The organism is uncultured Gemella sp. (genome assembly GCF_963525875.1).
In the GTDB taxonomy this organism is placed as follows: domain Bacteria; phylum Bacillota; class Bacilli; order Staphylococcales; family Gemellaceae; genus Gemella.
On the sequence record NZ_CAURMG010000077.1, the window covers coordinates 1 to 3518 of the forward strand.

Below are 3518 nucleotides of genomic sequence, written 5' to 3' on the forward strand. Positions count from 1 at the left end.
ATCCTGAGTTGTTGTATTAGTATACCCTTGCTCTATAAATAGTAGCATTGCAGCAGCCATAATTTCGGCACGTCGTATTTCCGGTTCTTTTACATCTCGCATTTTATACCTCCTATTTAAAGGATATCACGCAACTGACATTTTGTCAATTATGTTTTCTCATTTCTCTTGAATTTTATGTAGTTTTTAATTCCCAAAGTAAATTCCAGTTTAAATAAAAAACTGGAATTTAACCTAAAACTATTTTTTAAACTGGAACTTAAGTTGAGACTAAGTAATCATGAAAAGATATTTGTCTAACTTTATTACGTTATTTTAAATTCTCTTTATAATGTTAAACGAGCTCCAGTTTTTAAAAATCTTAATTCTATCTTTATACTTCATAAAATTAGTTTTATACTGAGAGATGGTGTGGTATCCTGTGAGGATAATGTGGCATCGCTACTTTTCCCACATTATCCAAGTCACGCCATCAGAGGCTCAATGTCAAACTAATTTTTAATAAAAATCATTGCTTTTCTACATCATTTATGCTAGAATGGAAATATAAAAGAGAGAGCCGTTTTAAAGACGGTAGCTCCAGTTAATTGATTATAAAAATAACCATCTAACCTGCTAAAGTTAAAGATGGTTATTTTTTATTGTCTTTTTTTAAAGCTACAATATATGCACTAACTACTGAAACAATCAATAGATTTATTCCAATAATCGTCTGTACAATCTCGTAAGCTGACAACTTGCTACTCCTTTCATCCAGATTTTGATACTTATGAGCATAAGCATCATCTCCTTTCATATTGAAGTAGCCGCCATCTTCATCGGAAGCGTCGAACTCCCTAACTTCTCTCTCCAATTTTGATTATATCAAATTAAACTGTGATAATCAACTATTTGTGGATACGCTTTACAGCTAGTATTTTAAATGTTAATTCTCAAAGTAAATTCCAGTTCAAATAAAAAACTGGAATTTAACCTAAAACTATTTTTTTAACTGAAACTTGAGTTGAGACTTCAATGGTGTCATTCCCAGTATCCTAAAAAGAGCTAGATAATAAAATACTAATAGATTTCTTTATTATTTACTACAATTTTTCTAAAAATTCTTTGATTTCAAATGTTAATGATAATTCTTAATTTAAAATTGACCAATAACAACAGCAGTAGCTCTATCTAATGTGATTGAATCCACTGCATCTAATAATTCATTATAATAAAAACCATCCTCTAAACCTGTTTTATCTGATAATGCAAAAACTTCAATTGTGTATCTATGATCCTTATCAGGTGGGGTTGGTCCAACAAAAATTGAGTCAATCTCAGTAAAATCCATCCCCAATAGTGGACTAGAAAAACTATTTTTCCCCTGTTTAATAGAACTTTTATAGTCTAAACTGTAGTTTTCAGGAATAATAACCTCATTATCCACTACCTCTATATCAGTGACAAGCCAATGAATCCATGGGAACGAACAAACTGGAATAGCATCATAGTCTATTAATGTAATAGCTACATACTTTGTTCCTTCTGGCAACTCTGTTATCTCAAACGGAAATGAACGTACTGGATTATTCTTAATAACATCACCAGATTCTGCTTCTTTCCCAAATCGTTTAGGTAAAATATTTTCATTAAAAGGTAAGTTAATCTTCATTTTCAATCTCCTTTACAGATAAAATTAAATAATATATGAATTATATTATAAATTCAATAAACATGTCAAGAGTGAAGGAAATTCGCCAAAAAGCTAGACAAACTTATTAATTCCTCAAATAATAGAGTGATTCTAAAAAAGCTTTTATAAAGTTATATTTACATATCGATAAACCACTGCGTCTATGAATTCTCATAAAAATTTTGAATCAAGCCCTTTGTTTTTCGCCTAAATATACCATAGTTTTAGGCGATTGTTAAGAACTTAGGCGATTATTTATATTCTTTGCTTTGTACTTTTAAGTTAGTCATATCAATAACTATTCTAATTGGTAACTAATCAACGGCTTATTTACTAAAGTTATTCATCCTCATCCTTTTCTTGCCATCTCACATTTGCAACTGCAGCCGAGACAAAACCTAATATTAAGAATGCAGCTATAACAATTTTTATCATAATTTTTTCTCCTAAATGTATTATTAACTTCTAATTTACTCAAATTTTAAAACTTCTTTATTCGTAATGTTTATAACCCTAGTTGCAACATTATCGATAAATTCCATATCATGACTGACCATAATTAGTATGCCAGGATATTTCTTTAATATCTTCTCTACCGCTTCTATCGTAACAACATCTAAAAAGTTAGTTATCTCATCTAGCAACAATACATCTGTTTTTCTAAAAAGTAAACTTACGAAATAAAGTTTAACTTTCTCCCCTTTGCTTAAGACTTCTATCTTTTTATTAATATCATCTCCTCTAAAATTTAGCAAAGCTAGTATATTTCTAAGTTCTATATCATTTAGTGAAGTTGATTCTTTAACAAATTCAAACAACGTTTTTTCTTCCTCAAAAATATCAAATCTATTTTGTTTGAAATACGCTACTTGTAAGGAACTAGGAATGGACTCCTTCACATAATTTAGAAAAGTAGTTTTTCCAGAACCATTTTTTCCTTTAATTAAAATCTTATCTCCACTGGTAAACGTAAAACCAGGTGAATTCCAAAGAAACTTTCCATCTATTTCACAATTTTTCTCGTCAATACAAAAACTCTTCTTATGAGTTTCTTTAAATATTTCTAGAAATTCAATGTCATATTTATCTTTTAACGGCTTAGGTTTAATATTAGCCTGTAACTTATCTTCTTGTCTTGATATTTTCTTCTGTAATCTCTTTTGATTTTGTGAGATTTTTGTTTTTACTCCTATAATTCTATAATCTGATCCACTCATGTTCTTTGGCTTTCCAGATTTTTTCCCCTGTTCCTCTTTCATCTCTTGAATGCTTTTCTTTATCTTCTTAGTTTCTTTGTTGTACTTTTGAAGTTCAGCTTCATACTCAGTAGTCTCAATTTCTTCTTGAAGCTTGTACTCGTGATAATTCCCATTAAATTCTCTCACAGTATTATTTTCAATTATCCATAACTTTGTACAAACATTATTTAAGAAATTTCTATCGTGACTAGCAATACAAAAAGTCGCTAGAGTTCTTTTTATAAGATTAGCTATTTTGTTAGCATTATTATAATCCAAGTAAGTTGATGGTTCATCTAGTAAATATAGCTCAACATTCGATAACAAACTACCTCTAATCTTAGTTACAACAACTTCTCCTCCACTCTTTCTAAGAAGAGAATTTTCTCCAAATTCTAAAAACTCTGATGAAATATTATTTTTGTCTTTAACTAAATCATCAATATATTTTAACAGCGTTGTCTTTCCTGAACCGTTTTTCCCTATTAAACCAATAATATCACCAGTATTTATACTCAATTTTTCTATTTTAAATAATATCTTCCCTTGTTTCTCAAACTCTATGTTTTTAATATTTAATATTTGCATACATTAACTCCTTTTTAATA

At 29.2% G+C, this 3518-nt stretch carries 2 protein-coding genes and 1 pseudogene; all 3 read right to left on the minus strand.

Going from position 1 to position 3518, the window contains the following annotated elements; all coding sequences use genetic code 11:
• Positions 1–102: pseudogene (locus tag RWQ73_RS07830) on the minus strand (TetR/AcrR family transcriptional regulator); the annotation flags it as partial.
• Between the two features lie 1033 nt (positions 103–1135).
• Entirely contained in the window at positions 1136–1651 is a 516-nt protein-coding gene (locus RWQ73_RS07835) for a YbhB/YbcL family Raf kinase inhibitor-like protein (protein ID WP_314407822.1), read from the minus strand.
• Between the two features lie 491 nt (positions 1652–2142).
• Positions 2143–3498, minus strand: a complete 1356-nt coding sequence (locus tag RWQ73_RS07840; RefSeq protein ID WP_314407824.1) for an ATP-binding cassette domain-containing protein — start codon at positions 3496–3498, stop codon at positions 2143–2145.
• Positions 3499–3518 lie beyond the last annotated feature (20 nt).

Coding starts and splice junctions, on each gene's coding strand:
- RWQ73_RS07840 (WP_314407824.1), bottom strand. CDS start 3,498: ATGCAAATATTAAATATTAAAAACATAGAGTTTGAGAAACAAGGGAAG.
- RWQ73_RS07835 (WP_314407822.1), bottom strand. CDS start 1,651: ATGAAGATTAACTTACCTTTTAATGAAAATATTTTACCTAAACGATTT.